This is a genomic window from Lentzea jiangxiensis (assembly GCF_900104175.1).
GTDB lineage: Bacteria > Actinomycetota > Actinomycetes > Mycobacteriales > Pseudonocardiaceae > Lentzea > Lentzea jiangxiensis.
The window spans coordinates 44,294-71,197 of sequence record NZ_FNIX01000003.1 but is presented as its reverse complement, the minus strand read 5'-3'; the positions used below and the strand labels follow the sequence as shown (position 1 = coordinate 71,197).

Below are 26,904 nucleotides of genomic sequence, written 5' to 3'. Positions count from 1 at the left end.
GGCACCCGCTACAGCGGCACGACCGCCGAGGAGCCGTTCGACTCGAACCCGTGCGAGTACTCCGCGGCGAACTCCTCGCCCAGGCGCTGCCGGACCCCGGCTTCCACCCGGTCGCGGTCCGCTCGCTCGGCGGCCGTCAGCATGGCTCCGGCGGACCGCCGTGCCGCCGCGGCGGCCCCGAGCAGTCGCGCCGCTTCGGCCGGCAACGAGTCGGCGAGGCACGCCCCCGCCAACCCCTCCATGGCGACGGCGACCGCGCGCTGGTCGCCCAGCGAGCGGGCGACGGTGAGTCCTTCGAGGTGCCGGGACCTCGCGGTCCTGGTGTCGCCGCGCTGTTCGGCGACGAACCCGAGCTCGGTGAGGATGAGCCACAACCCGATGCCCGGCTCCCACTCCCACTCCAGCACCGTGCGCAGGTGGCGTTCCGCAGCCTCGAGGTCTCCCGCCCGCCGGGCGATCAGACCCAGGTTGATCTCGGCGAAGATCTGGCCCGGCTTGTAGCTCTGCTCCCGGGACAGGCGCAGGGCGCGCTCGTTCAGCTCTCGGGCGTGCGCGTGGTCACCGCGCAACATCGAGACGCGGCCCAGCCAGCTCAGGCGGTCCGCGGCCTGCGGCCACAGACGCAGCTCCTCCGCCATGCGCAGGCCGTCGCGGTGCAGGCGGGCCGCCTCCTCGTAGTCGCCCTCGATCTCGGCGAGGCCACCGAGCGCCTCGGTCGCGCGCAGCTGACCCCACCGGTCGCCCAGCTCCCGGAACAGCGCGAGGCTCTGCGAACCGTTGCGCCGCAGGGACTCCAGGTCGCCTCGGGTGTGCGCGCGGATCGCCTGCAGGCTCAGCGTCGCGGCGACACCCCACCGGTCGCCCAGTTCGCCGAACGTCTCCTGCGCGCGGTTCACCAGGTCCTCGCTGGTGGACTGGGCGCCGAAGTCCGCCTCGACCAGGCCGAGGAAGAACTGGGCGAACGCCTTGCCCCGCGGGTCGTCCAGCGAGTCGTACGCGGCGAGCGCGGCGGCACGCGCGGCCGCCCGGTCCGCCACGTCGCTGCCGAGGAACGTGATGCCCGCGTGCCACGCCGAGGCGCGGGCCCGTTCGGCCGAGTGCGCGGTGTCGAGGGCCAGGGCGGTGGACAGCGCCCTGCGCGCCTCGGACAGCCTGCCCCGCAGGTACCAGTACCAGGCCAGCGCGTTGACCAGCCGCAGCGCGCCGGGACCGTCCGCGGTGTCGAGTGCGGTGCGCAGGTTCGCCGACTCGGCGTCGAGGCGTTCGAGCCACTCGCGCTGGGCGGGTCCGCGCAGGTGCGGTTCCGCGGTCTCGGCCAGTGCCGTGTAGTACCGCCGGTGCGCCTCCTGCACGGTCTCGGTCTCGCCGGCCTCGGCCAGCCGTTCGCGGCAGTAGGCGGCGACCGATTCGAGTAACCGGTACCGGGTTCCGTCCGGTGTGTCCACGGCGGTGACCAGCGACCGGTCGACCAGGTCCGCGACCGCGTCCAGCACGTCGGCCGCCGCGACGATCCCGCCCGCGCACACCGCCTCGGCCGCGGTCAGCGTGCACCCGTCGGAGTGCGCGGCGAGCCTGCGCAGCACCGCGCGTCCGACCGGGTCGAGCGGCTCCCAGCTCCAGTCGATCACCGCGCGCAGCGTCTGCTGGCGCGGTGGCGCGTCGCGGTAGCCGTCCGCGAGCAGCCGGAACCTGTCGTCGAGTCGCGCCAGCAGCTCGCGCAGCCCCAGCGACCGGGCCCTGGTCGCCGCGAGCTCCAGCGCGAGCGGCACCCCGTCGAGCCGGGTGCACAGCTCGGCGACGGCCCGGGCGTTGCCCGCGTCCAGCGTGAACGAGGGCGCGGACCGGGCGACGAACAGCTTCACCGCGCTCGACCGCTCCACGACTTCGGGTGGCGTGCCGGGTGGCGGCAGGTCGAGCGGCGAGACCGTCCACACCGACTCGCCCGCGATGCGCAACGGCTTCTGGCTCGTCGCGAGCACCCGCAGACCCGGCGCGGCGGCCAGCAGCCGTTCGGCGATCGCCGCGACCTCGGTGACGAGGTGCTCGCAGTTGTCCAGCACCAGCAGCATCCGCCGCGTCCGCACGGCTTCGGAGAGCACCTCGGTGCCCGGCACGTCCCTGATGCCGAGCGCCGCCATCACCGCGCTCGGGAGCAGACCGCCCTCGGTGATCGTCGCGAGCTCCACGAGCCAGGCGCCGTCCGGGTACCGCGCGGCCGTGCGGGTCGCCACCTCCACCGCGAGACGGGTCTTGCCCACACCACCCGATCCGGTGAGCGTCACGAGCCTCGAGGAGCCCAGCAGCGCGCAGACGCCGGAGACGGCCTCGTCCCGGCCGATCAGCTCGGTGGGCGGCACGGGGAGGGTGGCGGGGCGCCGGCCCAGCGGTGCGAGCGAAGGGTCGTGGCGCAGGATCGACCGGTGGAGCTCGGCGAGCCGCTCACCGGGTTCGAGCCCCTGTTCGTCGTGCAGCAGCGCCCGCACCTCGCGGAACGACGCCAGCGCCTCGCTCTGCCGCCCGGCCCGGTAGAGCGCCAGCATGTGCAGCTCGCGGAGCCGTTCACGCAGGGGGTGGGCCGCCACCAGGTCGCCGATCTGGCCGAGCAGCGCGGCGTGCTCGCCGAGTTCCAGCCGGGCCTGGGCCAACTCCTCGGCGGCCGACAGCCGGTCCTCCTCCAGCCGGGTGATCTCGGCGCGGGCGAACGGTTCCCCGGCGAAGTCCGCGAAAGCGGCCCCGCGCCACAGCGCCAGCGCGTCGCCGAGCAGGCGGGCGCGCTCGCCCAGGTCCGTGCTGGTGCGCGCGGCGGCGGTGAGGGCGGAGAACTGGTCCGCGTCCACGCGGCCGGCGCCGGTCCGCAGCACGTAGCCGGGCCGCTGGGAGGCGAGCAGGTCCCGCGCGCCGGGTTCGCCCGCGGCCAGGGCCTGGCGCAGCTTGGAGATCTTGGTCTGCAGGGCGCCCGTCGGGTTGACCGGCAGGTCGTCGCCCCACAGGTCCTCGATCAACGCGGTCGCCGACACCGGGCGGTTGCGGTGCGCCAGCAGGTTCGCGAGAAGTGCCCGCACCTTCGACTCGGGGATCTCGACCGGGCGGCCGTCGGCGGTTCGGACGGCGAGCGGCCCGAGCACCGCGAAGAACATGCGCACACGATACCGGCCGAAAGAATTCCGACAGTGCAGGCGCGCAGGGTGAGCCGGATCGATGAGTTCGGGTGCCGGCCACGGCACCACACGGAAGGACAAGTTCATGGATTCGACCGGTCCGGCCGAGGACACCACGCGGGCGGGGCGGCGGGAGTGGATCGGCCTCGCGGTGCTCGCCCTGCCGACGCTGCTGCTGTCGCTCGACCTGAGCGTGCTGTTCCTCGCGCAACCCCAGCTGAGCGCCGACCTGAACCCGTCGGCCAGCCAGCAGCTCTGGATCATGGACATCTACGCGTTCATGATCGCGGGCTTCCTCGTCACCATGGGCACCCTCGGCGACCGCATCGGCCGCCGCAAGCTGATGCTGTACGGCTCCGCCGCGTTCGCCGTCGCGTCCGTGATCGCCGCCTACTCGACGACCCCGGAGATGCTGATCTTCGCGCGGGCCCTGCTCGGCATCGCCGGCGCGACCCTGATGCCGTCCACCCTCGCGCTGATCATGACGATGTTCACCGACGCCAAGCAGCGCGGCTTCGCGATCGGCGTCTGGCTGAGCTCGTTCATGGGCGGCATGGCCATCGGCCCGGTGATCGGTGGAGCCCTGCTCGGCTGGTTCTGGTGGGGATCGGTGTTCCTGATGGCGGTACCGGTGATGGTGCTGCTGATGGTCACCGCCCCCGTCCTGCTGCCGGAGATGCGCGACCCGGACGCCGGCCGCATCGACCTCCTCAGCGTGGTGCTGTCGCTGCTCGCGATCCTGCCCGTGGTCTACGGTCTGAAGGAGATCGCGCAGTACGGCTTCAGCGCGGTCGCGGGAGGGTCGGTTCTCGTCGGCATCGTGTTCGGCGTGCTGTTCGTGCTGCGCCAGCGCACGCTCGACAGCCCGCTGCTCGACCTGAAGCTGTTCCGCAGCAGGACGTTGAGCGGCGCGCTGGTCGTCATGCTGCTGACCTCGGCGACGATCTCGTCCAGCATCATGCTGTTCAGCCTCTACCTGCAGACCGTCCGGGGTTACTCGGCCGTCGAGTCCGGCCTGTGGCTGATCCCGGCCGCGACCGCGCTGATCGTCACGTCGCTGGTGGCGCCGAAGATCGCGCAGAAGGTCCGTCCGGCCTACGTGGCCGCCGCCGGTCTCCTGGTGGCGGCGGCCGGTCTCGCGGTCGTGTCCCAGGTCGGCACCGCCACGAGCCTCGTGGTCGTGCTGCTCGGGTTCGTCCTGGTGCAGGCCGGCGTCGGCCCGATGGGCTCGCTCGGCACGGAGATGATCGTCGGCTCGGCGCCGGAGGAACGCGCCGGCTCCGCCGCCTCGGTGTCGGAGACGAGCACCGAATTGGGCGTGGCCATCGGTGTCGCGACCTACGGCACGATCGCGGCGGCGGTCTACCAGAACCTCGTCGCGGTACCGCCGGGCGTTCCCGCGGAGGCCGCCGCGGCGGCCGGGGAGACGATCAGCGGTGCCGTCGCGGCGGCGGAGGGACTGGCCGCCGACACGGGTGCGGCCCTGCTCGACTCCGCCCGTGCCGCTTTCACCAGCGGCGTGAACACCGCGGCGGGAGTCGCCGCGGTGATCCTGGTGGTGCTGGCCGGGCTGACCGTCGCCTTGCTGCGGCACGTCGGCAAGACCGGCGAGGAGTCACCGGCCCCGGCCGACGCGGGAGTCGCCATGGCGGCGGAACGGGAAGCCCGGTGACCCGGTCGCGCCGCAACCGGGTGGCGACGATCCCCTGATCGTCCGGTCGCGGCGCGACCACCCACGGGTGAGCCCGGCATCGTCCCCCCTCGATGCCGGGCTCACTCGCGCTTGCGCGTCACCCGCACGCGAAAAGGGCCGGGGAGTCCCCGGCCCTTCCCGTCACCGCGTCACGCGGGCTGGCTCGAGAACTGCCCGGCCTCCCGTCCGGCTCCCGCCGGCCCGCGGTAGGCCTGTGCGATCTCCAGCCAGCCGAGCGCCTCCTCTCCCTCGGCCACCACCGCGAGGTCCGCGTGGTGCCGCCGCCTGGCCACGAGCAGGCAGAAGTCCAGTGCCGGTCCCGAGATCCGCTGCGAGGCGTCCTGCGGCCCGAACGTCCACAGCTCACCGGACGGCCCGGTCAGCTCGAACCGGAACGGCTTCTGCGGTGGCGTGAGCCCCCGCGCGAGGTAGCCGAACGTCATGGTGTGGAAACCGAACCCGCACAGGTGCTTCAACCGGCCGGTCGGCTCGCGGCGGATGCCGAGGGTGTCCGCGATGTCCTGGCCGTGGGCGAAGAGCTCCATCATGCCGCCGGCGGCGAGCACCGGCGCGGGCAGCGGGTTCACCAGCCACGGCACGAGCCGGCCGTCGGGCACGGACGACAGCGCGCTGCCCGCGGCCTGCCGTTCGGCCCGCCAGCGTTCGAGCAGCTTGCGGGGGCCGAGTGAGAGGAACGGGGCCAGCGCTCCCGCGACCGCCCCGTCGAAGTCCGCTCCGATGCCCGACACGAGGGTGGCGAACGCGGCCGGGTCGGAGGCGGCGAGGCCCGCCATGCGGGTGGTCGAGGTGAGGTGGGCGATCTGGTGGGCGATCGTCCAGCCGGGTGCGGGGGTCGGCAGCGACCACTGCGACTCGGTGAGGGGGGCGACCATGCGGTCGACCTCCTCGCCCTCGGCTTTCAGTGCGAGGAAAACGTTCTCTTCGGTCACGCGTCTGTCCTCCTGGGACCGGGCTACACGATGTGGACGTCGGGCACGTAACGGATCCAGCGGCCGCCCGACTCCCGGAACCCGATCTCCTTGGCAAGGATCTCGTCGGCGTGGTTCCACGCGAACAGCACCGCGTAGTCGGGGTAGGGGTCGGAGAAGGCGGCCGGTGGGCGCACGGGGATGTGCGAGCCGGGGGTGACGCGGCCCTGCTTGGTGACGCTGGTGTCGCAGATGAACGGCACGAGGTCCGGCCCGATGCCGCAGAAGTTCAGCACCGTCGCGCTCTTCGCGGTCGCGCCGTAGCCGACGACGCTCTTGCCCTCCGCGCGCAACGACCGCAGCAACTCCACCAGGTCGGTTCTGATCTGTGCGACGTTCGAGGCGAACCGGGTGAGCGTGGCCGGCGAGGTGAGACCGGACAGCTCCTCCTCGGCGGCGAGCTCGGCGACAGCTGGTGCCACCGCGCGAGTTCCCTTGCGCGCCAGGGTGTACCGCAGCTCACCGCCGTGCACGGTGAGCCGTTCGACGTCGACCAGTTCCAGTCCGTGCATCAAGGCCATGTACTGCACCGAACGCACGGTGAAGAAGAAGAAGTGCTCGTCGTAGATCTGGTCGAACGAGTTGCGCTCGACGATGTCGGCGAAGTACGGGTCCTCGAAGACGAAGATCCCGCCGGGGGAGAGCAGCGCGGCGACGCCGCGCAGGATCGATCCGATGTAGGGGATGTGGCACAACGTGTTCGCGGCGAACACGACGTCGGCCGGGCCGTGCTCGGCCAGGACCTCCACCGCGGTCGGCTCGTCGAAGAACGTGTTGCGCACCTGCACGCCCTTCGCGGCGGCGCGCTGGGCCACCCCGCCGGACGGTTCCACCCCGAGGTGGTGGACGCCCTCCGCGGCGAACCACTCGAGCATCACGCCGTCGTTGCAGCCGATCTCCACGACGAACGGTGCCGGCCCGGTGAGCTCGTCGCGGCGCAGCCGTGCGGCCAGCGCCGCGAAGTGCTCGCGCATGAACCGCGAGCCCGACGACAGGTAGGGGTAGTCGTGGTGGAACATCCGGTCCCGGGGCACCTCGGACATCAGCTGCACCATCGTGCAGGACTCGCAGACCCCGACGGCGAGCCGGAAGCGGAAGTCGCCGGCCGGATCACCCGGCAGCACGAAGGCGTCGGAGAGCGGCTGCGATCCGAAGTCGGCGAACTCGCGCACGACACCGGCGCACACGTGGCAGACGGAGTTCTTCCGGTTGTCGTTCATCGCGCCCCCGCTCGTTGCTGCTCGACGAGCTGAGCCAGCACGGGCACGAGCTCACCCGGGCTCGGCGCGGCGGCGGCGTCGAGCCGCAGCCGGTGCGCCCCTTCCGCGAAGGACGGGTCCTCGACGACCCGCATGACCCGCTTGCGCATGACGTCGATCGAGTGCCGCGCGAAGTCGAGGGTGAGCCCGGCCCCCTGGCCGACCACCCACGCCGCGGTGTCCGACGACTCGATGTCCTTGGCCGCCAGGGCCCATTCGGTGCCGGCCTCACCCTCGGCGAGCAGTCCCTCGTCACCCCCGGAGTCGAGGATGAGCTGCGGCACCCGCAGACCGGCCGCCGCGGAGAACGTGCCGACGCCGCCGTGGTGGATCAACGCCGCGCACGTGGGCAGGAGCTGGTTGAGCGGCACGTAGTCGACGACGCGCACGTTGCCCGGCACCTCGCGCACACCGGCCAGCTGCGTCTCGTTCAACGTCGCCACGACGTCGACGTCCAGTTCGGACACCATCTCCAGCAGGCCGGGCACGTGGTCCCAGCCGCCCTTCATGACCAGGCGCCGCGACTGCCCGAGCGACAACGCGACGCGCGGCCGGTCCTGCGGGGCGTGGAGCCAGTCCGGGACGGCGGTCTGGCCGGAGTACGGGATCCAGCGCATCGGCACCGTCCTGGTGGCCACCGGCAGCCGCATGCCCGCGGGGAGCGGGTCGATGGTCCACTGGCCGAGCAGCAGGTCGCGGTCCACCTCGACGCCGTGCCGCTCGGCGGCGGGACGAACGGTCTCGGCCAGCGGGTTCCAGTTCGTCCCGACGCGGTCGAGCACCCACGCGAAGTAGTCGAGACCCCAGTGCAGCCGGGCGTGCGCCGCGCCGCTCACCCGTGCCCCGATGGCCGCGGCGGGGAAGCACGCGTCCCAGACGACGAGGTCCGGTTTCCAGGCGCGGCAGAAGTCCACGAACTCGTCGACCACGGGCAGCGCGTCGGAGGCGGTGGCGCCGACCGGGTGGAAGTCCCAGATGGGCGGCAGCATGAACTGGCAGAAGACGTCCCAGAGGTTCTGCTCGGCCGGGCTGAACGGGCCGAGCGCGAGTCCGGTCTCGTCGAGCCGCGCGCGTGTCTCCGGCGGTGTCGGACGTCCCGGTCCCATCAGGGCCGGTGCGCTGTCGGCGGTTCCGAGGGACACACCGGTCAGCCCGACCGCCGCGACGGCGTCGGCGAGCGCCGGATGCGCGGCGACGCAGACCTCGTGCCCCGCGCTCTGCAGCGCCCAGGCGAGCGGAACCATCGGGTTCAGGTGCGATGGCGTTGGCCAGGGGGTGAACACGACTCGCATGCGGCTGCTCCTCAGAGGGGGAAAGCGAATGACGCAGGCACGGCGACGGCCATCCTGAGTCGCGCGGAGCAGCGTCCGCATCTCCGAGGTTGCGGAGCGTGAAACCGCTGGCACCCCTGGGTTTCCGACCCCGGATTACAAGGCGTCGGCAGCGCAATCTGCGAGAAGGAAGTGCCGCTGTCCAAAGCTACGGTCAGCGGGCGCGCGCATCGGGTGGAATTCGCAGGCTGAGGAGGAAGTTCAGTGACTGATCAGCTCGCTCCGATCTCCGGTCGCGCGCCGGCGGCGACGCCCAGGGCGGCGTCCAGACCCGTGTGGCGAAACCCTTGGTGGATGGCGTTGGTGGCGCTCGTGGTGGCATTCTTGGTCTACGCCTTACCGCCCTACCTCGACCTCGACCCGGCGAAGTCCCTGTCGCCGATCGTCGAGGGCTCCTCCATCCACTACCCGTTGCTGGTCCTGCACATCGTCGCGGGCACGCTGGGGCTGCTCACCGCCTGCCTGCAGATGTCGTCGTGGGTGCGCGGCAGATATCCGCGACTGCACCGCACGAGCGGGATCATCTACATCTTCGGTGGCGCGCTGCCGGTCGCGGTGAGCACGCCCGTCCTGCTGCTGTTCTCCGGCGAGATCGCGGCGGGACCGGGCAGGGTCGGCAGGTTCGTGCTCGGCCTGCTGTTGCTGCTGAGCACGGTCGTGGCGTACCGCATGGCGAGAAGGCACCGGTACGCCGACCACCGCCGGTACATGATCTACAGCTTCGCGCTGATCATGGACGGTGTCGGCACGCGGCTCGTGCTGTTCCTGCTCGGGATCGTGCCGGTGTTCGGCGTGCAGCTGCCGTGGACCGCGCGGATCGACCAGGCGCTGCTGTTCGAGATGGTCGGGTGGTGCGTGTGGGTGTTCAACCTGCTCGTGGCCCAGTGGTGGATCGAGCGGACCAAGCACCGGAAAGTCCTGCCCGCCAACGTGAAAGGCTGACCATGCGTCCCTTCCGGATCGACGTGCCCGACAGCCGGCTCGACGACCTCCGCGCCCGGATCGCCTCGACCCGCTGGCCCGCCGCCATCCCCGGCACGGGCTGGGAGCGCGGAGTGCCGCCGGAGTACCTGCGGGAGCTCGCCAAGCACTGGTCCACCGACTTCGACTGGCGGGCGGTGGAGCGGCGGCTGAACTCCTACGACCAGTTCGTCACCGAGATCGACGGCGCGACCGTGCACTTCCTGCACGTCCGTTCGCCGGAACCGGACGCGCGGCCCTTGCTGCTCACGCACGGCTGGCCGGGCTCGGTGATCGAGTTCCTGGACGTGATCGGCCCGCTTACGGACCCGCGATCGCACGGCGGCGACCCCGCCCAGGCGTTCCACCTCGTCGTGCCCTCGTTGCCGGGACACGGTTTCTCCGGTCCGGTGGAGCAGCCCGGCTGGGACCTCCCCAGGATCGCGGGGGCGTGGGCGGAGCTGATGGCCCGGCTGGACTACGACGCGTACTTCGCGCAGGGCGGCGACTGGGGCTCGTTCATCTCGCTGGAACTGGCCCGCCGCGATCCGGAGCACGTGCGGGCGGTGCACGTGAACATGCTCGTCACGGTGCCGTCCGGTGATCCGGCCGAGCTGGCCGCGCTGTCCGAACAGGACTTCGGGCGGCTCGGCGGGCTGCAGCGGTTCGACCGGGAGCTGTCGGGCTACCTGAAGCTGATGTCCACCAGGCCGCTGACCGTCTCCTTCGGGCTGAACGACTCCCCGGCCGGCCTGCTCGCGTGGATCGTGGAGAAGTTCAAGGACTGGACGGATCCGGCGGCCGAGCTGCCGGAGGACGCGGTGAACCGCGACATGCTGCTCGCGAATGTGACGCTGTACTGGCTGACCGGGACCGCCGCGTCGTCCGCGCAGCTGTACTTCGAGGCGGGCCCCCAGCTCGGTGCGATCTTCACGCCGGGTGTGCGGCCGGAGCCCGTGCCGGTCCCGCTGGGGGTGAGCGTGTTCGGCGGTGACGTCGTCGCGCCGGTCCGGGCGCTGGCCGAGGCCGCCTACCCCGCGATCGTCTCCTGGTCGGAGGTGCCGCGGGGCGGGCACTTCGCCGCGATGGAGGAGCCGGAGGCGTTCGTCCGCGAGGTGAGGAAGTTCTTCGGTGCGGTCGAAGGCTGACATGCGGGGCCGCACCGCCCTGGTCACCGGGGCGACGGGTTTCCTCGGCGCGCACCTCGCCGAGGAACTCGTCGCCCGCGGTGCCACCGTGCTGTGCCCGTGCCGGTCGGGGGTGCTCCGCCTGCCGGCGCACGACCGCCTGCGGCCGGTCCGGCTCGACCTGCTGGACAGGACCGGTCTCGCTCGGCTCGTGGCGGCCCGGGACGTCGACCTGGTCGTGCACAGCGCGGCCGTGGACGGGACGCCCGAGGACAAGCGGCTGCGCGCGGGCACGATGATCGACGAGAACATGCGGATGGTGTCGAACGTCCTCGACAGTGCGCGACGGGGCGGGGTCGCGGACACCGTGCTGCTGAGCTCCAGCGACGTCTACGCGGGCACCATGCCGTGGCCGACGAGGGAGACCGAGGACCACCACACGGACATGAGGTTCGCGCGGGACGGCTTCTACCTGTCCAAGGTGTACGCCGAGGTGCTCGCCGAGCAGTACGCGGCCGAGCACGGGATGCGCGTGCACCTGCCCAGGCCCGTCAGCATCTACGGCCCCGGCGACGACTTCGGTCCCCGGTCGCTGCGACTGATCCCGAGGCTGATCTCCCGCGTGCACGCGGGGAAGGAGGTGGAGATCTGGGGGAGCGGTGAGCAGACCCGCACGTTCATCTACGTGACCGACGTCGTGCGCGCGGTGCTGGCGATGGTCGAACACCCGGCGCACCGCGTGGCCAACATCGGAACAGGGGAACAGGTCTCGGTGCTGGCACTGGCGCGACTCGTGGGAGAGGCACTGGGCAGGCCGGTGCGTCTCAAGACCGATCCGGGCAAGCCGGAGGGCCGGTCCAGCCGCAACCTGGACCTGACCCGGATGCGGGAGATCGACGGTACGGCGCCCGTGTCGCTGCGGGAGGGACTGCGCCGCACCGCGGCGTGGTACCGGCGGTCAGCCGCCGAACTCGCGGACGATCTCCGTGATGTACCGGCCGTATCGTGAGTTGCCGTACCTGCGAGCGGCGGCGAGGCAGGCGTCGGTGTCGATGAATCCCATGCGCAGGGCCACTTCCTCCAGGCACGCGATGCCGACGTCCTGGCGCTGCTCGAGGGTGCGGACGTACTGGCTCGCCTCCAGCAACGCCTCGGGCGTTCCGGTGTCGAGCCAGGCGAAGCCGCGACCGAGGTCGACCATCTTCGCGAGGCCGCGGTCGAGGTAGACGCGGTTCACGTCGGTGATCTCCAGCTCGCCGCGCGCCGACGGCCGCACCTGGCGCGCGATGTCGACCACGTCGTTGTCGTAGAAGTAGAGGCCGGTGACGGCGAGGTCCGACCTAGGCCGCGCCGGCTTCTCCTCCAGCGACACCAGCCGCCCGGTGTCGTCCAGTTCGCCGACGCCGTACCGGTGCGGATCGCTCACCCGGTAGCCGAACAGCACGCACCCCTTCACCGCGGTGCTGTGCTTCTCGAGCACGCGCTGGAATCCGGGACCGTGGAAGACGTTGTCGCCCAGCACGAGCGCGACGGAATCGCCGCCGATGTGCTCCTCTCCGATGAGAAAAGCCTCGGCCAGCCCGTTCGGACGCGGTTGTTCGGCGTAGTCGAGGTGGATGCCGAACTGGCTGCCGTCGCCCAGCAGTTGCCGGAACAGCGGCACGTCGCGGGGCAGCGAGATGATCAGCACCTCGCGGATCCCGCTCAGCATGAGCACCGACAACGGGTAGAAGATCATCGGCTTGTCACCGACCGGGAGCAGCTGCTTCGAGATCGCGGCGGTCATCGGGCCCAGCCGGGAACCGGTGCCGCCGGCGAGAATGATTCCCTTCACGAATCCAGTTAACGGCAGCGGCGGGGGAAACCCGCGGTATTTGTTCGATAATGCGCTTCGCGGCGCGGTAGGGGGCATTAGGGGTTGGGTGCCGGGGCGCTCGTGAATCTAATTGTGGTGATTCACCGGAAACACACTCGGAGGTAGCGCCGTGGGAACGTCGGTGTGGAATTACCTGGCTGAGTACGAGGCCGAGCGCGACGACATCCTCGACGCGGTGGACAGCGTGTTCCGTTCCGGCCGGCTGGTCCTCGGCGACAGCGTCGCCGGGTTCGAGGCCGACTTCGCCGCCTACCACGGCGTGCGGCACTGCGTCGGCGTCGACAACGGGACGAACGCGCTCGTGCTCGCACTCAGGGCGTTGCAGGTCGGGCCGGGTGACGAGGTCATCACCGTGTCGAACACGGCGGCACCGACCGTGGTCGCCATCGACTCGGTGGGCGCCACACCGGTGTTCGTCGACGTGCGCCCGTCGGACTACCTGATGGACGTGAGCCAGGTGGCCGCCGCGATCACCCCGCGGACGAAGTGCCTGCTGCCCGTGCACCTCTACGGCCAGTGCGTGGACATGGCGCCGCTGCAGGCGCTGGCGGAGACGCACGGCATCCCGGTCCTGGAGGACGTCGCCCAGGCACACGGCGCCACCCACCACGGGCGGATCGCCGGCGGCATGGGCGAGGCGGCGGCGTTCTCCTTCTACCCCACCAAGGTCCTCGGCGCGTACGGCGACGGCGGCGCGGTGATCACCTCGGACGACAAGGTCGAGGAACGGCTGCGGCGGCTGCGCTACTACGGCATGGCCGAGCGGTACTACGTCGTGGAGACCCCTGGCCACAACAGCCGGCTCGACGAGGTGCACGCCGAGATCCTGCGCCGCAAGCTCCGCCGCCTCGACACCTACCTCGCGGGCCGCCGGGCCGTCGCGCGGAGGTACGCCGAAGGCTTGGCGGACACCGAGCTCGTGCTGCCGCACGTCGCCGACGGCAACGAGCACGTCTACTACGTCTACGTGGTCCGCCACCCGGACAGGGACCGGATCATCGAGGAGCTCCGGTCCCGCGACATCTTCCTCAACATCAGCTACCCGTGGCCCGTCCACACGATGACCGGCTTCGACCACCTCGGCTACGCGACCGGCTCGTTGCCGGTGACCGAGGCACTGGCCAAGCAGATCTTCTCACTGCCCATGTACCCCTCGCTCGACCCGTCCGTGCAGGACAAGGTGATCGACGCGCTGCACGAGGTGCTCCGATGACGAGCATCTCCACGCAGATCGCGTTGTCCGCGCACGACGTCGAGGGCGCGCACCTCGACCTGCCGGACTTCCACCGCTGGTTCGCCGGGCTGGCCGACCAGTGCTACACGCACACCCGCCGGATCCCGCTGGACGCCCTCGACGGCTGGCACACCCTGCCGGGCAGCGGCGACATCGTCCACGCCAGCGGCAAGTTCTTCACCGTCAACGGCCTGGACGTCGACATTCCGGGCAACGCCGTCCCGCACTGGACCCAGCCCATCATCAACCAGCCCGAGGTCGGCATCCTCGGGATCCTCGTCAAGGAGTTCGGCGGCCGCCTGCACCTGCTGATGCAGGCGAAGCCGGAACCGGGCAACCCCAACGGCCTGCAGCTCTCGCCGACCGTGCAGGCCACCCGCAGCAACTACACGAGGGTGCACGGCGGCCAGGACGTGCCCTACCTCGACTACTTCCGCGACACCTCCGGGCACACCGTCGTCGCCGACGTGCGGCAGTCGGAGCAGGGCGCGTGGTTCTACCGCAAGCGCAACCGGAACATGATCGTGTCGGTGAGCGAGGACGTCGAGCTGCTGGACGGTTTCTGCTGGCTCACGCTCGGCCAGGTCCACCGGTTGCTGCTCGTCGACGACCTGATCAACATGGACGCGCGGACCGTGCTGTCGTGCCTGCCGTTCGCCGGCGCCGGCGAGCTCTCCGGCACGGGCGACGGGTTCCGCGACGTGGTCGCGCGGTCCTGCGGGCCCGCGGTGCGCGGCGTGCACAGCGAGGACGAGATCCTGCGGTGGATCACGGACGTGCGGGTGCGCACCGAGTTGAGCACCAGGTTGATCCCGCTGCACGAGGTGCGCGACTGGCACCGCACCGAGTACGCGATCACCCACGAGACCGGCAGGTTCTTCGACGTGATGGCGGTCGAGGTGCGGGCGAGCGGACGTGAGGTGCGCACGTGGACCCAGCCGATGATCGAACCGCACGGCACGGGCCTGGCCGCGTTGGTGGTGCGCAGGATCGGCGGCGTGCTCCACGCGTTCGTGCGCGCGAGCGCCGAACCGGGCTTCCTGGACGTGGCCGAGCTTTCGCCGACGGTGCAGTGCACGCCGGCGAACTTCGACGTCCTGCCCGCGGCGGCCCGTCCGCCGTTCCTCGACCTGGCGCTGAACGCCCCGGCGTCGTCCATCCGCTTCGACGCGGTGCTCTCGGAGGAGGGCGGCCGGTTCTTCCACCCGCGCACCCGGTACGTGATCATCGAGGTGGACGAGGACCTGGAGCACCCCGACTTCCGCTGGGTGGTGCCGCACCAGCTCGTGGGCCTGCTGCGGCACAGCCACTACGTCAACGTCCAGGCCCGGACGCTGGTGGCGTGCCTGCACAGCCTCACCTCGTGAGCAGCTCGCGCGGGAGGTCTTCCCGTCCCGCGATCCCGAGCTTGCGGTAGACGCGGGTGAGGTGCTGCTCGACGGTGCTGACGGTCACGTACAACCTGCGGGCGATCTCGCGGTTGCTGTGCCCCGCGGACGCCAGTGCGGCGACCTTGCGCTCCGCGGCGCTGAGGACCGCCGGCGCCGCAACGGGTTCGCCGGGCAGCCCCGACTCCCGCCGGGCCCTCCTGCCGAGCAGGCGGGCTTCGCGCAGCGCACCCCGCTGGTGCCGGTCGTGGCCGAGGTCGGCGAGCGCGCGGGACAGTTCCCGGTGATCACCCGCGTGCTCCAGCCTGCGGATCGCGTCGCGCAACAGCCTCGTGCGGTCCGCGCCGGCCGAGACCCCGGCGAGCAGCCGCAACGCGATCCCGGTCGTGCGGAGGTCCGTTGTGGCCGTGATCTCCTCCTCCAGGAGCTTCCTCGCCCTCCCCGGCTGCCCGAGCGCGATCCTCGCCTCCGCCGCACCCAGCGGGTCCGCGCACGCCGTGAAGTCGTCGAGTGCCGCGTGCGGCCGGCCCAGAGCGAGGTGGTGGTGGCCTCGAGCCCGCAGGTACGGCAGCCAGAAGACGCTGCGGGACACAGCGTCCGGCACGGCGCGTGGACCGGACTCCCTGCCGAGCGCGGCGTCGGCGAGCAGCGCGAACTGCAGCGGGAAGCCGAGGGCGGCGCCCCAGCCGTCCGTGCCCAGACGGCCCAGCGCGGACTCGGCGGCTTCGGCCGCGGCCACGACGTCCCCTCGGTGCCAGCGCTCCTCCGCCCGGACGGCGTCGAGCAACGCGAGCAGGGTGACGGAGGTTTCCTGCGCGGGAGCTGTCCGCCAGTGGCGGGGTCCGGCCATCCGCAGTGCCTGGGCGAGAGCCTCCGGCGCGGTGTCCGGTCCACGTCGCCGCAGCACGGCCTCGGGGTCGACCGGCAGCAGGGGCCGTCCGGTCAGGAACTCGTGGCACAACGACAGCTCCGCGGTCGGGTGGGCGGGCGGCTCGGGGGAGAAGTCGCCCTGCCACCACCGCGCTCGCAGCACCACGGGATCGTCGGTGGTGCAGGGGAGCAGGGTGCGTGCCGCCGCCGCCGGATCGGTGTGCCACTGAGCCCGGCCGAGCTCGACGCGCACGGCTTCGTCGTCGCGGGTCTTCAGCGCGAGCCGCAGGCACTCGGCGGCGAACGCGGGCGTGGCGGTCCGTGCCGCCCGCCGCAGCAGCGGTATCCCGCCCGTGGAGGCGTCAACCGATTGCGCGGCAACGCAGTGTTCGGCGACTTCGGCGTCGGGCGCGCCCACGTCGTGCAACAGGCCCGCGGCGCGGCGGTGCAGCGCGCCGGCCTCCGCGGGGGTGAGCGCGCCGAGCAGGATCTCCTCCGCTCCGGGGAGGCGGAACCGGGTGCCGTCGTGCAGCCCGCTGTCGGTCAGCACCGCGGTGAGCGCGGTGGCGGCCTGCGGATGCCGATCGGTCAACCTGCCGAGGAGGGCGCTGCGACGACCGAGCACCGCGAGTCCGCACGCGACCTCGAACAGCTCGGGGTCGTTGCCGCGCACCAGGTCCAGGAACGTCCTGCGGGTCACGGGACCGACCTGGCCGCCGTCCTCGCGCAACGCTGCCAGCAGCGCCGGGTTGCCGCCGCTGGGCCCGTGCGACTCCGCGGCGAGCGGACGCAGCCAGACCTGGGGCCACGTCGACAGCTCGGCGCGACGAGGGGAGTCCGTCGCCGCGTGCGTCACGACTACGCGCATGTTCGGGAACCTGCGCAGCCACACCAGGAAGTCGACGGACTCGGGGTCCGCGTGCTGCACGTCGTCGACCGCGACCAGGGTGGGCCGCGATCGTGAGAGGTGCGGTGCCAGCTGGTGCGCGACCCCGTGCGCGACGGTGCGCTCCGACCGGACGGCGGTGGCGGCCACCACCTGTGCCGTCGTACGTTCGAGCGCCGCACGCAGCAGGGCGGTGCGTCCGCACCCGAGGCCGCCGCTGACGACGACCTGAGGTGGACCGGACAGCACCGCCCGCAGCGCCGAGTCGCGTTCGAGCAGGGGGTGGGAATCCGTGCCCCACCGGGAACCGCCGTTCGACCGGCGGGGCACGGATCTGGTCAGGCGTTGATCGGGGTGTTCTGGTACGCGGCGATCAGCCATCGGCCGTCCTGCCTGGCCAGCACCCAGGTCGCCCTGATAGCGCGTTCCGGCGCGACCGCCGTGTCGCCGGGCGCGAGCACGCCGCCCTGGGTGACGATCACGCCGGCGTCCTCGCCGAGGTAGCGCGCGTCGAGCGGCTCGCCGAACACGCGGGTGCCCCGGTAGGGACCGCCGAACGCCTGCGTCATGAACCCGCGGATGCCGTCACGGCCGCGCAGGAAGATGTCGTTCGGCAGGATCAGGGTGGCGTCCTCGGTGAACAGCTCGCTGAACGCCGCGCCGTCGTTGGTGGCCCAGGTCTCGATCATCTTGGCGGGCAGCTCGTGCATCTGCTCCGCACCGAGTTCGGTGATCGACATGGTGTGTCCTTTCCGGCTGGGTCAGAGGTAGTCCGTGTTCGGTTCGAGGCCGCAGAGCACTCGCCCGTACAGCTCGTAGTTGGTGTTGGGGTGCATGAGCGCGTGCATGTTGAGGGCCTGGACGTCGCGGAGGATCCGCTGGATGGGCACGGTGTTGTAGAGCGATGAGCCGCCGCTCGCGGTGGCCAGCACCTCCACCGCCTGCTTCGACAGGTCGAACACGCGGCCGAGAGCGACCCGTGCGCGTGCACGCTCGTGCACGGACCACGGCTCGTCTGCCTGCCGTGCATCGATGTGCTCGGCGAGGCGGGTGGCCTGGAACGTCGCCTCGTCGATCTTCATGGCGGCCTCGGCGACCTGCAGGTGGGTGATGGGAGCCTCGCGCTGGCTCTCGTACTTCGTGTAGGTGATCTTGCGGTTGGGCAGGCGGTCGAAGAAGTTCTCCCTGGCCGCGTTGGCGAGGCCGATCGCGGTGCCGGTGAACGTCGCCGAGCCCGTGACCATCAGCGGCGCGCGGAACATCGGCGCCCCGGCGTTGGCCTGCGAGGCGTACTGGCCCTGCAACACCAGGACCAGCGGCAGGACGCGTTCCGCGGGGACGAACACGTCCTCCGCGACGGTGGTGACGCTGCCGGTGCCACGCAGCCCGTAGGGGTGCCAGTCGTCCACGATCCCGAGGTCGGACATGGGCACGACGGCCATCAACGGCCAGAGACTGCTGCCGTCGGGGGTCGGCCCCATGGCGAGGACGACCTGCCACTTGCTGTGCAGCGCGTTGCTGACGAACTGCCAGCCGCCCTTGATCACCACGCCGCCGTCGCGCGGGGTCGCCATCGCCGTCGGGCTCAGCACCGAGCACACCCGCGAGTCGGGGTCGGCGAACACCTCGTCCTGCACGGAGTCCGGGAAGAGGCCGGCGAGCCAGCAGCTGACCGCGTTCACCGCGACGTTCCAGGCCGCCGACCCGTCGCCGAGGGCGAGCTGGCTGATCGTCTCGAACGTCGTGCCGGCGTCGGTCTCGAGGCCGCCGTACCGCGTGGGCACGCGCATCCGGTAGAGACCGGCCTCGGTCATGGCGTCGACGACGTCGTCGTGGAGGCGGCGGTTCTCCTCGTGCCACAACGCGTGCGACTGCAACAGCGGAACGAGTTTCGAGGCGTTCTGCACGAATTCCGTGCGCGACTGGGAGTTCAACCTGTCCTCCGGAGAGTGTGTGTGGATGTCCCGCTCGCCGATCCTGGCAGCGCGCCGTGTCCGAGCGCTTCTCTCGAATTGCAGAATCGCCACCGCGATCTGCGCAATCTGGAAGAAGGAATCTCGCGGACCGCCCAGTAACGTCCGGCTCGCTCGGCGACTTCGAAGATGGAGCTGACCCATGACGACTCACGCCGGGGCGCGGTCAGCGCCCGGCTCACTCAACGACCGATGGCACCGTCTCGCGCTCAACCTCTTCGCATTCGTGGTGATCGCGCACTGGGCCGAGCACATCGTGCAGGCGATCCAGGTGTTCGTGCTGGGCTGGCCACGTCCGCAGGCGGGCGGTGTGCTCGGCCTGTGGATTCCCTGGCTCGTGACGTCCGAATGGATGCACTACGGCTACGCGGTCATCATGCTGATCGGGTTCTTCGCGCTGGCTCCGGGATTCACCGGCCGTGCGAAGAAATGGTGGAAGACCGCTCTGTGGATCCAGTTCTGGCACCACTTCGAGCATTTGCTGCTGCTGGTGCAGGCGCTGACGGGCCGGAACCTGCTCGGCGGCCCGGTGCCGGTCAGCGTCCTGCAGCTGGTGCTGCCGCGGGTGGAGCTGCACCTCTTCTACAACCTGGTCGTGTTCGTGCCGATGGTGGTCGCCCTGTACTTCCACATGCGGCCCTCCCCGCAGGACAGGGCGGAGATGCGCTGCACCTGCGCGGTCGGCGCGGCGGCCTGACGTGCACGACCACGGCTCGACGGTGCCGGTGCTGTTCGGGCCCGTGCTGCTCTACCTGATCGGCTACCTCTCGGTTCCGGCGGTGGCGGGGTTCGCGCTCATGCGGATCGTGACGCCACCTCCGCGCCGGGTCGACGCGCTGCTGGTGACGGGCGCGTCGACCACCACGTTCCTGGTGGCGATGCTGCTCTTCCCCTCGCTCGCGCTGCCACCGCAGGCGATCGTGGTCCTGCTCGCTGCGGGCATCGTCCCGTTCGTCATCTGGTGGCGCGCCCCGCACCTGATCGCACGGGTCGTGGTCGTGGCACCGTGGCTGGTGGCCGCCGCGTTCGTGACGGCGGTCCTCCGCGCTCCGGCCGACCAGCCCGGTGCCTTCATGGCGGCGCTGACCGCGGTGTCGTGGCTGACGTTCTGCGTGCCGAGATCACGCGCCGGCCGTGTCGTGTTGCGAGTGGCCGCGGGGGCTCTCGCGCTGTCGGTGGTGGCGTTCACGGGATCGGTGGCGGCAGGTGGCTCGTTGTAGCGGACAACCGGCAGTTTGATCCACCACACGGGTGGCGAACATTGTGCGCCGATGTTCTTCCGTGATCGCACTGCTAGCTTTCGGGCGAAATTCCCGGTCCGTCCCGCGCCTTGCCCCGAGGGGGAGTCTTGCTCATTCCGACCGAGCCGATCGGCAGCATTCCTCGTTCGCCCGAACTCGTCCAGGGACTGTCCGCGTTCGCCTCCGGCCGGCTGGGTCAGGCCGAACTCGACGCTTTGACGCGGCAGGCGATCGCCGACACCGTCCGCCGTTTCGAGGCCACCGGTTCGCCCGTGGTCACCGACGGCGAACAGGCGAAGTCGAGCTTCGCGACCTACCCGCTCGACGGCGCCACGTCCTTGGCCGGTGACGGGGCGGTCATCCCGTTCGCGGACGGGCACACCCGCCGGCTACCGCGCCTGACCGGAGGTCCTTTCCGCTACGCGTCATTCGCGGAGAAGTACTTCCGCGCGGTCTCGCACCACACCGACCTGCCGGTCAAACAAGCCGTGATCGCGCCTTCCGCACTGAGCCTGCTCTACCCCTCCGACGGCCTCGCCGGCTATCCCCGCGAGGAGTTCCTCGCCGACCTCGTCGACCAGAGCGAGGCCGACATCCGCCGCTGCCTGGACGCCGGTGCCGCCTCGGTCCAGCTGGACTTCACCGAGGGCAGGTTGTCGCTCAAGCTCGATCCGAGCCGCGGCCTGCTGCGCAGCTTCGTGGAACTGAACAACCAGGTGCTCGACCGCTTCTCCGACGAGGAACGCGCACGCATCGGCGTCCACACCTGCCCCGGTGGCGACCAGGACTCGACCCACAGCCTCGACGTCGACTACGCGGAGCTCCTGCCCGACCTCTTCGCCCTGAACGCGGGCCGGTTCTACCTCCAGCTGGCCAGCGAGCCCGACCGCGAACGGGTCCTGCGGATCATCAGCGACCACGCCCCGGCCGGTGCTGTCGTGTTCCTCGGCGTGATCGACCCCATCGACCCGCGCGTCGAGACGCCCGAGGTCGTGCGCGACCGCGTTCTCCAGGCTGCCCGCTTCCTTCCCGCCGACCGCCTGGGGACCTGCGACGACTGCGGCTTCTCGCCGTTCGCCGACGACACCTCGACCTCCCGTGACACCGCTTTCGCCAAGATCGCCGCTCGAGTGGAGGGCACCGCCCTGGCGGCGGAAGCACTCGGCATCTGACGCGACGCCCGCCGGGCACGCGGTGATCGTGCAAGACGTCCAGAACCGGTGAGCTCTCCGGGCCACCACGAGTCGAAGTCATGGCCAGGCGCCGGCCGAGTCGTGCGAACAGGAGTGACGACCAGGGTGCGATTCTCCGACAGATCCCGGCGGGTGGTCATCGTCGGAGCGGGACTCGGTGGCACCGCCACCGCCGTCCGGCTCCTGCGCTTCGCCCGAGAACCACTGCAGGTCGTGCTGGTCGAGCGCAACCCGGAGCACCGCAACGCCGGCGTGGCCTACCACCCGGCGGGCAACCCCTGGCACCACGTCTTCAACATCCAGGCCGGCCGCATGTCGATGTTCCGCGAGGACGTCGACGACTTCGTCACGTGGGCCAACACCAGCGCGGACCGGACCGGCTGGGCGCCGCAGTGGCGTGACGTCACGTTCACCGAGTCCGGGCCCGCGCCGCGCCGGATCTACGCCGACTACCTCGCCGACCGCCTCGCCGAAGCCGCGCACGAGGCGTCGGCGGGTGTGACGCTGACCGAGGTCGACGGCGAGGTCGTCGACGTGACCGTCGACGCCGGTGACGTGCACGTCGTCGTGGAGAACTTCGCCCTGCCACGCGAACCCCCGCCGCTGGACGACACCGGGGCGTCGCGGGTGCGCCTGCGAGCCGACCACCTCGTCCTCGCGACAGGGCTGGAGCAGCGGACGCACCCGTTCGCGGCCGAGGTGCTGGACCACCCGTCGTTCGTCCGGCACCCCTACTCCGCCGCGGGGGTCGAACGCGTGCAGGGCGTGCGGCCGGACGCCGTCGTCGCGATCATCGGCACGCTGCTCACCGGCTACGACTCCGCGGCGCTGCTCCTGCGCCGCGGGCACACCGGGAAGATCCACATGATCTCGCGGTCCGGTCTGACGATCCGCACCTATCCGCCGGACCACCGCCACCAGGTGCTCGACCTGCCCCCGCCGCGGTTGCGCGGCGACTACGAAGGCCCCGGTGACCTGGTCCGGCGCGTGAAGGACGAATGGGAACGGGCCTGCGCCGTCGTGGCCGAGAAGCACCCCGACGTGGCACCGGCGGTGGTGACCGAACGGGTCGCCAAGTCCTGGGAGCCCCACCTTCCCGAACTCCTGCGATGCGTGCCGACAGCCGATCTGCGGGCGCTCCTCGACGGCTACGGCAGCGTGCTCGCCACCCTCCGGGTGAGCGCCGTCGCGTACACGACCGAGGTGGTCGACGCGGCGATGACCCGTGACGGGCAGATCACCGTCACGACCGGGAAGGTGACCCGGGTCGCCGACACCGGCAACGGCACGCTGGCGCTGACGGTGTCCACACAGGACTCCGACCGCATGGTCGAGGCGGACCTCGTCATCTCGAACTTCGGCCGGGAGCCGGACTACGAGCGAGTCGACTCTCCTCTGTGGACGAATCTGCTCGCACGCGGCCTCGCCGTGCGGCACCGGCGCACCGGCCGCGGGGTGGAGGTGGACGAGACCGGTGTCCTGCTCGACTCGGCCGGTGTCCCGTCCGGCCCTGTCTCGGTGGTCGGCGGTCCCCGCGAGGGCGACGAAATCGTGCGGTACGGGCGCATGGGCGCGTTCGCGTTCAACCTCGCCGCGATCAAGAACCACTCGGTCGGTGTCGCCGCGGACGTGCTGCGCCGGCTCGAGTCCTGCTACGACGACCAGGCCGGTGACGGGGCAGCGGATCCGAGCGCACCGGCGTTCGCACGCGCGGTCTCGCTCGAAGCGCGCAGGATGGCCGCACGACGACGGCGTGACCGCGAGGAACTGGCACTGCGCCTCGACGAGAGCCTGACGGCCGCGCGAGAGGCGTTGGCCGGCGATGGCGGGCTCACGACGACCACGCTCCGGTTCGCGGTGAACACGGTGGCCGCGACGAAGCTCAACGACCTGTCGGTGACACCGAGGGACCTCCGCTCCCTGCTGGGACTCGACGAGCCGGCCACGCCCACCGCCTGACGCGCGGGCACCGGGCATTCCGGAAGATGCACGGCCGGTTCGGCGGCTGCGATCCTCGAAACGATCCGGAGTACGCCGCCCACGCCCTGCCGACCGCGGCGCTCCGGCCCGGGAGTGGTGGAAGGACGCCTGTGAACCTTCGCGAAACACGTGCGGACGTACTGGTCGGCGGACCCCTGAAGACCGTCCGCGGCACCTGCAACCGAACGGGGGAACCCGTTGCCGGCGCTGTTCTGCTGATCGGCGAGCTCGGCCCGCACCTCTACGAGGCCATCTTGTCGTCCGCTGCCGTGATCTGCGCACGAGGCGGCAGGACCGGCCACATGCAGTCGCTGTGCCGCTCCCGCGGCATCCCCGTCCTGCGCGTCGACCCGCACGACCTGGACGCGCTCGCCGGCGACATCACCATCCGGCTCGACCGTGGCGTGGTCCTCCACGGCAACGCCGAACACGTGCGGCAACAGGTGAAACCCTCCGTCTCGGGCCTCGGCGACGTCGAGTCGATCTGCGTGGTCATCGCCGACGCCTCGGACATCCGCTCCACCAACGACCTCACCCCGCACGTGGACAGCTACTTCATCCGCGAGGAGTTCCTGTGCCTCAGCGCGGGCCTGAGCCCGGTCGACGCCCTGCGTGCCGGGCCGCGCGAGGCCGAGCGCTACGGCGTCGCCGTCGCGGCGGAACTGCATTCGATGGTGGAGGAGCTCCTTCCAGGCCAACGACTCGTCATGCGGCTGCTCGACCTCCGCTCCGACGACGCCGCACGGATGACCGCCGGGATCGAGGTGGACGCCGAGCCCAACCCCGAGATGGGCCTGCACGGAGCCCGGTGGTTGCTCGCCGAACACCACTACCCGGCCGCGTTCCGCTCGCTGCGCGCCCACGTGGCCGACCACTTCGGCGCGGCCGCGGACCGGTTGAGCTTCGCCGTGCCGTTCATCAACGACAGCACCGAGTTCCTCCGCCTGCGCGAACACCTCGCCCTGACCGCCGACACCCCGCTCGGCGTCTTCGTGGAGACACCGGCCGCGGTGCATTCCGCGGCCGAGTTCTGCGCGGCCGGCGCCAGCGAGCTGTTCGTCGGCACCAAGGACCTGATCCAGTTCTACCTCGCGGCCGACCGCGGCAACCACCGGGTCGCCGCCACCTACCAGACCCGGCACCCGGCCGTGCTGGCCGCGTTGCGCGACACCGTCGAGTCCGGCCGCGCCTCGGGCGTACCGGTGCACGTGTTCGCGCTCGGTGCCGACGTGGACCACTACCTGCGGCACCTTCCGGCGAGGCGGCTCATGATGTGCAACGCCGAGCTGCGGCACCTGGCCGGACCCGTGGAACTGCCGGCCTGACCGGGAGGCCGGTCGACGTTCGTGCCCGTCGACCGGCGGCTCCGGTTTCCCGCCTCAGCGCGGGGGCCGTCCGGCCCGGCGCAGCCGGGTGAGCAGGCCGTCGGAGATCCCGCGAAGACGGCTGATCTGGTGCTGCGGTGGTGTCGTCGGCTGAAAGGCCCGGTAGCGCTGTTTGGTGACGCACACGATGACGGCGTGCATGAAACTTTCGCGGTCAGGCACCCGCACGGCCCAGCGCTCGTCGGTGCGCGTGTTCCACAGCACTCCCGTCTGGTGCCCGCTCATCACGAGGTAGAGCGCCAGCTGGAGGAACATGGCGTGATCGAGCTCGGAGACGAACTTGAGCTCGAAGACCCGGCCGTCGTGCACGGCGTCCGCGACACCCGCGAACGTGATCGGCGTCGCCGCGGACGAGGCGACAGCCAGTCCCGACAGGGTCATCGACACCTGTGTCTCGCAACCGCGGGGAAGCTGTGTCGCCAGCCGCCTCGTCACCGCGTCACGAACCTCACTGCTCACCTTCCTCGTGACCTGTTCCGCGTAGCGCATCTGGTCCGTGTCGACAGCGGTCAGCACCAACGAGTTGTGCCAGGGGTCCTCGTTCAGCAGCACGCGCAGTCGCTTCGCGATCGGTTTGGGGTTCAGCAGCACCTCGGCCGCCGGGTTGTACCTGTCGAAGAACACCGCCTCCTGGTAGTGCCCCACCACGGGGGAGAGGTCGATCAGCCCGTCGACGCGGTCGATGTCGATCTCCTCGCCCGCGCCGTCGTCGAGGCGTCGCCGGTCCAGCAGGTCGACACACGCCTGGAGGTTCTCCGCATAGGTGAAGTCGAAGCAGTCCGAGGCCAGCAACGGTTTCTCGTACTTCGGCAGTTCGTCGTCCAGCAGCCCGGTGAACCGCTGCACGGGGATGAAGCCGATGCTCCTGGCCTGCCGATGCGACTGTTCCGATCGCACGAAGACGACTTCGTTCTTCCCCCGGGAGGCTGCGACCAGGAAGACGTTGCGCAGGACGGTCTTGTCGACGCCGGGGAACCGGCAGCGCATGTCCCAGGTGGTCTCGTCGTAGTCGAACACCACGCTCGCCGATCGTTCGAGACCTTTGCTGGAGTCGAACGTCGTGAACACCGCGGTGTCGTCGTTGTAGGTCACCGAGGTGTCGCCATCCCGGATGGAGGCGTAGACGGTCTTCTTGTTGAAGACGTCACCGTGCTTGCGTTCGAGGTGGTTCAACGCCTCGGCCATCTTCCCGTTGCGCCTGCCCAGGCACAGCAGGTCGCCGGGACTTTTCGCCGCCATGAGCTCGAGCGCTTCGTCGTAGGAGACGTACTGGATCGTCTGCGCCTGGTTGACGCCGACGACAGGCTTGTTCCACGCCTCGCTGAGCAGTGCTCCGAGTTCCGGACCGACCCGGAAGGACTGGGTGAACGGCATCAGCTCGGCCTGCCGGGTGATCTCCCTGGTGAACCGCTGGACGTCCAGCGTCGTGTTCGACTGCACCTTCTGGGCGAGGTCGCCGACCAGCACGGTCTGCATCGACGGGTTCAGCGACTTGATGTTGCGCAAGAGCTGCGCGTACTCCTCGTTGATGTCCTGGTACTCGTCGACCACGAGCAGGTCGAACCTGGGGAAACCCGCCGAGAGTTCGGTGAACGCCGTGTTGAACCGCCGGATCGACTCACCGATACCGCACCTGATGCCCGCCTCGACCAGCGATGGGTACACGATGCCGTGGTAGTTCTGCACTTTCGCGTGTTTCACGCGGCGTTGTGCGTCCGCTTTCAACAGCTTGCTGTAGGTCAGGTACAGCACTCTCCGGCTCCGGCCCACCTCGGTGCACAACGCCTGGATGGCTGTGGTCTTGCCCGATCCCACCGTCGCGTCGACGATGACATCCCGCCCGGCCCGCACCGCGTCGATCATCCGCCGCTGTTCGGTGCTCAGCCGCACAGGCATCGCCGCGTTTCCGCGGCCGTCCTTCCGCTGCCGGCTCGACGTACGGCTCGGACTTCCCGCCGCCACGCCGAAAGCCGGATTGGCCGCGAGGTGTTCGCGCAGCACCGCTGCGGCATCCGCCCGCAGAGCGGGCCGCAGTTGCGGGGGCAACAGCACCTGACAGCGCGCCTGCAGTGCGCCAGGCGTGCGCTGCAACGTTCGCGCCAGCTCGTTCAGCGTCGTACCGCGCCGGATCCCGTCCAACAGAACCTCGGTGTCCTGCGCCGACCAGGCCGCGCCTGCACGGCTGGGTCTGGACACGGCACCGTCGTCATGGCTGTCAGCAGTCACATGGTCACGTTATCGACACCCGGCGGCCACAACGCCGGTTTTCGATCAAGGGACAGGACGGTACGTACGTCGGAGGGGCCGTCCCCACTGCGGTGACGGCCCTCCGGCGTACCGGGACGGTTCAGCACGCCCTGA

20 protein-coding genes are annotated in these 26,904 nt (G+C 70.9%); 11 read left to right on the top strand and 9 right to left on the bottom strand.

Annotation, left to right across the window (positions count from 1 at the left end; all coding sequences use genetic code 11):
• Window positions 1-8 precede the first annotated feature (8 nt).
• A complete protein-coding gene (locus BLQ91_RS11675) occupies window positions 9-3,137 on the bottom strand; it encodes an AfsR/SARP family transcriptional regulator (RefSeq protein ID WP_090096834.1) in 3,129 nt (1,042 codons plus the stop codon).
• Window positions 3,138-3,243: 106 nt separating this feature from the next.
• Here BLQ91_RS11675 and BLQ91_RS11670 point away from each other — a divergent pair, with 106 nt between their 5' ends.
• The gene (locus tag BLQ91_RS11670) at window positions 3,244-4,830 is read left to right on the top strand and encodes an MFS transporter (RefSeq protein ID WP_090097197.1); all 1,587 of its coding nucleotides are present in this window, start codon (window positions 3,244-3,246) and stop codon (window positions 4,828-4,830) included.
• A 170-nt stretch (window positions 4,831-5,000) separates the two neighbouring features.
• Here the strand turns inward: BLQ91_RS11670 and BLQ91_RS11665 are convergent, their stop codons facing one another.
• From BLQ91_RS11665 to BLQ91_RS43330, 3 genes are read right to left on the bottom strand one after another with little or no spacing between them, the layout of a single operon-like run.
• Complete coding sequence (locus tag BLQ91_RS11665; RefSeq protein ID WP_090096833.1) at window positions 5,001-5,801, bottom strand: TIGR03084 family metal-binding protein; 801 nt, start codon at window positions 5,799-5,801, stop codon at window positions 5,001-5,003.
• A gap of 23 nt (window positions 5,802-5,824) precedes the next feature.
• Window positions 5,825-7,060: a class I SAM-dependent methyltransferase gene (locus tag BLQ91_RS11660; RefSeq protein WP_090096832.1), complete on the bottom strand. Its 1,236-nt coding sequence runs from the start codon at window positions 7,058-7,060 to the stop codon at window positions 5,825-5,827.
• Window positions 7,057-8,391 carry a nucleotide disphospho-sugar-binding domain-containing protein gene (locus tag BLQ91_RS43330; RefSeq protein ID WP_090096831.1) on the bottom strand — a complete coding sequence of 445 codons (1,335 nt, stop codon included), beginning with the start codon at window positions 8,389-8,391 and terminating at the stop codon, window positions 7,057-7,059. The genes BLQ91_RS11660 and BLQ91_RS43330 overlap by 4 nt, the downstream gene beginning before the upstream one ends.
• A gap of 333 nt (window positions 8,392-8,724) precedes the next feature.
• On the opposite strand from BLQ91_RS43330, the gene BLQ91_RS11650 reads away from it, so the two are divergent.
• From BLQ91_RS11650 to BLQ91_RS11640, 3 genes are read left to right on the top strand one after another with little or no spacing between them, the layout of a single operon-like run.
• The gene (locus BLQ91_RS11650; RefSeq protein WP_090096830.1) at window positions 8,725-9,372 is read left to right on the top strand and encodes a DUF2306 domain-containing protein; all 648 of its coding nucleotides are present in this window, start codon (window positions 8,725-8,727) and stop codon (window positions 9,370-9,372) included.
• Window positions 9,373-9,374: 2 nt separating this feature from the next.
• Complete coding sequence (locus tag BLQ91_RS11645; RefSeq protein WP_090096829.1) at window positions 9,375-10,538, top strand: epoxide hydrolase family protein; 1,164 nt, start codon at window positions 9,375-9,377, stop codon at window positions 10,536-10,538.
• Window positions 10,522-11,526 (top strand): NAD-dependent epimerase/dehydratase family protein, encoded by a 1,005-nt coding sequence (locus tag BLQ91_RS11640; protein WP_090096828.1) that lies wholly within the window; start codon window positions 10,522-10,524, stop codon window positions 11,524-11,526. Before BLQ91_RS11645 ends, BLQ91_RS11640 begins: the two co-directional genes overlap by 17 nt.
• On the opposite strand, the gene rfbA is transcribed toward BLQ91_RS11640, so the two are convergent.
• Window positions 11,476-12,351 (bottom strand): glucose-1-phosphate thymidylyltransferase RfbA, encoded by an 876-nt coding sequence (gene rfbA, locus BLQ91_RS11635; protein ID WP_090096827.1) that lies wholly within the window; start codon window positions 12,349-12,351, stop codon window positions 11,476-11,478. The genes BLQ91_RS11640 and rfbA overlap by 51 nt on opposite strands.
• Window positions 12,352-12,502: 151 nt before the next feature.
• On the opposite strand from rfbA, the gene BLQ91_RS11630 reads away from it, so the two are divergent.
• Together BLQ91_RS11630 and BLQ91_RS11625 are read left to right on the top strand one after the other, a co-directional pair.
• The gene (locus tag BLQ91_RS11630) at window positions 12,503-13,606 is read left to right on the top strand and encodes a DegT/DnrJ/EryC1/StrS family aminotransferase (RefSeq protein WP_090096826.1); all 1,104 of its coding nucleotides are present in this window, start codon (window positions 12,503-12,505) and stop codon (window positions 13,604-13,606) included.
• A complete protein-coding gene (locus BLQ91_RS11625; protein ID WP_090096825.1) occupies window positions 13,603-14,994 on the top strand; it encodes an NDP-hexose 2,3-dehydratase family protein in 1,392 nt (463 codons plus the stop codon). Before BLQ91_RS11630 ends, BLQ91_RS11625 begins: the two co-directional genes overlap by 4 nt.
• Here the strand turns inward: BLQ91_RS11625 and BLQ91_RS11620 are convergent.
• From BLQ91_RS11620 to BLQ91_RS11610, 3 genes are read right to left on the bottom strand one after another with little or no spacing between them, the layout of a single operon-like run.
• The gene (locus BLQ91_RS11620) at window positions 14,984-17,152 is read right to left on the bottom strand and encodes a helix-turn-helix transcriptional regulator (protein WP_143022605.1); all 2,169 of its coding nucleotides are present in this window, start codon (window positions 17,150-17,152) and stop codon (window positions 14,984-14,986) included. The genes BLQ91_RS11625 and BLQ91_RS11620 overlap by 11 nt on opposite strands.
• The gene (locus BLQ91_RS11615; RefSeq protein WP_090096823.1) at window positions 17,110-17,511 is read right to left on the bottom strand and encodes an SgcJ/EcaC family oxidoreductase; all 402 of its coding nucleotides are present in this window, start codon (window positions 17,509-17,511) and stop codon (window positions 17,110-17,112) included. Before BLQ91_RS11615 ends, BLQ91_RS11620 begins: the two co-directional genes overlap by 43 nt.
• 21 nt (window positions 17,512-17,532) lie before the next feature.
• Complete coding sequence (locus tag BLQ91_RS11610) at window positions 17,533-18,705, bottom strand: acyl-CoA dehydrogenase family protein (RefSeq protein WP_245733348.1); 1,173 nt, start codon at window positions 18,703-18,705, stop codon at window positions 17,533-17,535.
• Window positions 18,706-18,886: 181 nt separating this feature from the next.
• Between BLQ91_RS11610 and BLQ91_RS11605 the strand changes: the two genes are divergently transcribed.
• The 5 genes from BLQ91_RS11605 (at window position 18,887) to BLQ91_RS11585 (ending at window position 24,483) form a co-directional block, all read left to right on the top strand.
• The gene (locus tag BLQ91_RS11605; RefSeq protein WP_090096821.1) at window positions 18,887-19,441 is read left to right on the top strand and encodes a hypothetical protein; all 555 of its coding nucleotides are present in this window, start codon (window positions 18,887-18,889) and stop codon (window positions 19,439-19,441) included.
• A 1-nt stretch (window position 19,442) separates the two neighbouring features.
• Window positions 19,443-19,964 carry a DUF6239 family natural product biosynthesis protein gene (locus BLQ91_RS11600; RefSeq protein WP_090096820.1) on the top strand — a complete coding sequence of 174 codons (522 nt, stop codon included), beginning with the start codon at window positions 19,443-19,445 and terminating at the stop codon, window positions 19,962-19,964.
• Window positions 19,965-20,092: 128 nt separating this feature from the next.
• The gene (locus BLQ91_RS11595; RefSeq protein ID WP_090096819.1) at window positions 20,093-21,157 is read left to right on the top strand and encodes a cobalamin-independent methionine synthase II family protein; all 1,065 of its coding nucleotides are present in this window, start codon (window positions 20,093-20,095) and stop codon (window positions 21,155-21,157) included.
• Window positions 21,158-21,310: 153 nt separating this feature from the next.
• Window positions 21,311-23,137, top strand: coding sequence for an FAD/NAD(P)-binding protein (locus BLQ91_RS11590; RefSeq protein WP_245733347.1), 1,827 nt, complete (start codon window positions 21,311-21,313; stop codon window positions 23,135-23,137).
• Between the two features lie 131 nt (window positions 23,138-23,268).
• Window positions 23,269-24,483 carry a putative PEP-binding protein gene (locus BLQ91_RS11585; RefSeq protein ID WP_245733346.1) on the top strand — a complete coding sequence of 405 codons (1,215 nt, stop codon included), beginning with the start codon at window positions 23,269-23,271 and terminating at the stop codon, window positions 24,481-24,483.
• Window positions 24,484-24,537: 54 nt separating this feature from the next.
• Here BLQ91_RS11585 and BLQ91_RS11580 read toward each other — a convergent pair whose 3' ends face one another.
• The gene (locus BLQ91_RS11580; RefSeq protein WP_245733345.1) at window positions 24,538-26,739 is read right to left on the bottom strand and encodes a DEAD/DEAH box helicase family protein; all 2,202 of its coding nucleotides are present in this window, start codon (window positions 26,737-26,739) and stop codon (window positions 24,538-24,540) included.
• Window positions 26,740-26,904 lie beyond the last annotated feature (165 nt).